Annotated in this window: 2 protein-coding genes; both read left to right on the forward strand. The window is 68.8% G+C overall.

Annotated features, from left to right (window positions below):
• The first annotated feature begins 422 nt into the window (after positions 1 to 422).
• Positions 423 to 1,025, forward strand: coding sequence for a DUF6207 family protein (locus ABZ887_RS50990; RefSeq protein WP_361306553.1), 603 nt, complete (start codon positions 423 to 425; stop codon positions 1,023 to 1,025).
• A 264-nt stretch (positions 1,026 to 1,289) separates the two neighbouring features.
• On the forward strand, positions 1,290 to 2,687 hold the full coding sequence (locus ABZ887_RS50995) for a replication-relaxation family protein (protein WP_361306555.1): 1,398 nt from the start codon (positions 1,290 to 1,292) through the stop codon (positions 2,685 to 2,687).
• The last annotated feature ends 480 nt before the right edge of the window (positions 2,688 to 3,167 follow it).

Below are 3,167 nucleotides of genomic sequence, written 5' to 3' on the forward strand. Positions count from 1 at the left end.
CCGGGCCCTCAACTTGCCCCAGCCCTGAAAAGACCGCACCACACAAGCACAGAGTCCCCGTCAGCGAACCGACGAGGACTCATGAACGATCGAGGCTAACGCTGTCTGGGTGCTAGCAGCGACCAGTGCCACCGAGAAGGCGAACGCGCTCGCAATGGTTCTTAATCGCACGAAACAGTCTCCCTTTCGCTGTATGACCCAACTGCCCATCAGCCGGACGGCCTTGAGTGACACCAGACCGTAGATGTGGAACACGGGGTACAGCAGTGGCGTACTAGCCAATGCTTCACCATGCGTGCCAGCCACCATGAGAGGCGCGTTCAGGACGCGCTCGACTTCGGCTGAACACGCTGCGGACAGGGCCGTAACACTCGGTCGGGTGAAGGCACATGTGACCGCAACTCCCCCTGGCCCCGGGCGCCGTGCCGTACACGAACCCGATCAACGAGGTGCACGTGAGTGAGCCGGGCCTGGTTGTCGTCGTCAACGTGGAGGCCGCCGACGACGAAAGCACCTTGACCTTCCGGCAGTTGCTCGCCGAGCCGGTGGGCGACACTGCGAGAGTTCGCACGGAACAAGCAGCGATCGAGCGAGGCGAGACGTTCCGCGCTCGCAAGCCTTCTGAGTGGGGTTGGGTTCCTCGCCGTCCAGTACCCGTCCCGCACGCTGAACCGTCGGCCGGCGGTGTGGCATCGGCCACGGACGAACCATGCGGACAAGGGGTGGTCAAGGGTCAAAACGGACACCGTGGGCTTGGAGGATCAGGTCGCGGACAAGGGGTGATCTCGCATGGTGGCGTCCGTCCCGCACGCGCCGGTGCGCGCGGGACGGACGAACAGCCGCCCGCCCCGGCCCTGGTGCCGGAGAAACGCGAGGACCATCGTGCCCACACCGCCTGTGCCCGGCCCCGCCGCCCCTTCCCGCCGTCGCGCAAGTCCGGGATCCTGGAGCCCCACCCGCCGCCCGGACCGCGCCGTCCCGCCAGGCCCGGCCCGCCGTCCCGGGGGCTGGACAAGCCCGTGTGAGCTCCTGCCGCCAGCGCTTTTGGTCCCGCTGCCGATGCCACTTCCGTGCCCGCCTCCCGCACACCATGCCTTTCCGCAGGTCACCACGACGATCCGAGGCCGCTCCGGATCGTCACAACCCTCTTCTCTGCTCCTGACCCTTAGGGAAATGAAGGGAATGTCGGTGGGGGAGGAGATCATCGGGTTCGGGGGCCCGGCGCCCTCCACGGCCGGGGGCCGGCGCCCGGCCGCTGGCCGGACGCGGACGGTGGGAGGGCGGGCCTGATGGCGGGCAAGCGCAAGGAGAACGAGGCGGGATCGTCGAACGGCCTGCGCGCGGACGTGCTGTGCGTGCTCGGGGTGCTCAAGGTCGCGACCGCCGACCAGATCCAAAGGCTGACCCTGCCGCACCTGACCTACCGGCACACGACGAAGAAGACGGCGGCCGAGCAGAAGGAAGCGCGCACCGCCTCCCACCGTGCTGCGGCGAACGATCTGCGACGTCATGGCCTGTCCGTCGACGGCGGTCGCACCCGGCGCGGGGAAAAGGTCCAGCTGCTCACGGCGGCCGGACTGGCCGCCGCCGGGATCGAGCTGGACCGCGAGCCGGAAGAAATGGGCGGCATGCCCAAGAGCGGGGGCCGCTCCGGCGCATCCCACCCCATGACCGTGACCGAGACGGTCATCGCCCTGATCCGCCCGAAGCCCGACCTCGCCCAGGTCGCGAAGGAGCCGGCCGAAGCACAGGCAGCCGCGCAGGCCGCCGTCGAAGCGCCCAAGGGGATCGGCACCATCACCTCCTACGCCACCGAGGTCGGCCTCCCGGTGAAGGGCACCTGGAAGAACCCCGCGATCGGCAGCGTCCGCGCCGACGTCGTCGTGACCGCCCCGGGCGACCGTGTGCCGCTGCTGTTCATCGAGGTCGACAACTGCACCGAGGAAGCGGCTTTGGTCGCTGCGAAGTTCGACAAGTACATGCGGTTCTTCAAGAGGAAGGAGAAGGACACCGACGGCATCGAGAAGCCGATGTGGCGCACCCGCTGGTCCGCACCCGCCTGGGAGGGGTACGAGCGGGTGCACCCGCCGGTCCTGCTGGTCTTCCACCAGGTCGGCAAGCGCTCCGCGAAGAGCCAGATGCAGGCGGTTGCCGGTCTCACCCGCGACCACTGGGAAGGCCGGTGGTACCCAGAAGACGGCTACCACTCTTACGACAACCGCATCCCGATCGTGGCGACCACGCTGGACCTGCTGCGCGAACACGGCCCGGCCGGGCCCGCGTTCTGGCGCTTCGGCCGCGACCACCGTGAGCCGCTGCTTGACGCGATCGGTAACCCCCGCCGGGACGCCGCCATCGCCCGCCGCCACCAAGCCGCCCGGGAAGAGGAGCGACGGCGCGCGGCACGGGAAGCCGCAGAACGGGAAGCCCGACGCCCCGCGTGTACGGACTGCGGGAACAAGTTCACCGACAACCGATGGACGGCAGCCGACGTGCAGGACTGGCGTCAGCCGCGCCAGTCGCACCCGCACCTGTGCGAGGACTGCCAGAGCCATGCCGTCGCAGCCGAGCGGCAGGCCGAAGCCGACGAACGCGAGCGCCAGGAGCAGGAACGCCTGCACCAGGAGCAGGAAGCCGAACAGGCCGCACGGAAGGCCGGCGGCTGGCTCGGACGCTGGCGCACCTGACCCGGGCAAGCCGTCCGCTGGCGGCGCGGGCAAGCCCACGGTGAGGGAGGGCAAGCCCGCGTTGTCGGTGGCGGCTGCGAGTCTGGACAGCATGAACGGCGACGAGTAGCTGGGTCGCGCGCCAGTTGGCGAGCTGACGCCGGGGGCCAGGGTGTTTGGGTGGTCTTCGCAGAGCACCCGTTCCTGGTCCGGCAGCAGTTCGGCGTACGCGGCCACGGCACCCGCCCCATCTCCTGTCTCTCCCTGCCACCGGACCGTGACACCCGTTGCAGTGATATCACTGTGCCCGCCGTCTTGCCTGGTCAGAGGGAGTCCGACTGTTCAGCGTGCGGGATTCAGGATTTCAGGGTCCGATAGGAAGGTGAGGATCAGGCGGCCTGATCTAAGTGCGTTGTGGCAAACCGGATCTCGTTCGGAGCCTGCGGGTGCGGGTGATCGCTCGGACTGAGATGCCGGTGCGGTCGTAGGCATGAAGAAACG

Origin of the sequence: Streptomyces sp. NPDC047061 (assembly GCF_040643955.1) — a bacterium.
Taxonomy (GTDB): Bacteria; Actinomycetota; Actinomycetes; order Streptomycetales; family Streptomycetaceae; genus Streptomyces.